At 34.5% G+C, this 403-nt stretch carries 1 protein-coding gene; it reads right to left on the bottom strand.

What is annotated here, in order from left to right:
* Positions 1–403 (bottom strand): hypothetical protein (locus SB749_RS18755; protein WP_410711630.1); only part of this gene is annotated, 403 nt, incomplete at both ends.

The following is a 403-nucleotide window of genomic DNA, read 5'->3' as shown; positions in this document are numbered from 1 at the left end:
CTGTACGGTTCTTCCACATAGTATAAGTGTAGGTATAACCGTCTTTCTTTTGTCTGCATACCCCACCAAGTTTTGCACCTAAATCAGTTAGTACCTTCCCTTTTTGCCCTTGTTTAATGAATCCTTCTTTTTGTAGTATGTCATTAATATCACGTGCTTTAATTGGATTACCACCTAGTAAATATCTTTCAGCAATAGCAGTAGGAATTACATAGCTATCTAATGTAGCATCATGTACTGTGCGTAATTCTTTAAGTTCCTTCTTAAATCTACTGTTGTATGCTTCATATTCTGATAATGCCATCATTCTATCCATTTCACTATTAGCTTTAATTACGTTTCCAATTAAGCGATATTCTTCAGTTATGTCTTCTACTTTCACTTCATTACTAGCTTTCGCTTC

This window comes from Brevibacterium sp. SIMBA_078, from assembly GCF_046534565.1.
Lineage (GTDB): Bacteria > Actinomycetota > Actinomycetes > Actinomycetales > Brevibacteriaceae > Brevibacterium.
This window is presented reverse-complemented; position numbering and strand designations above follow the sequence as displayed.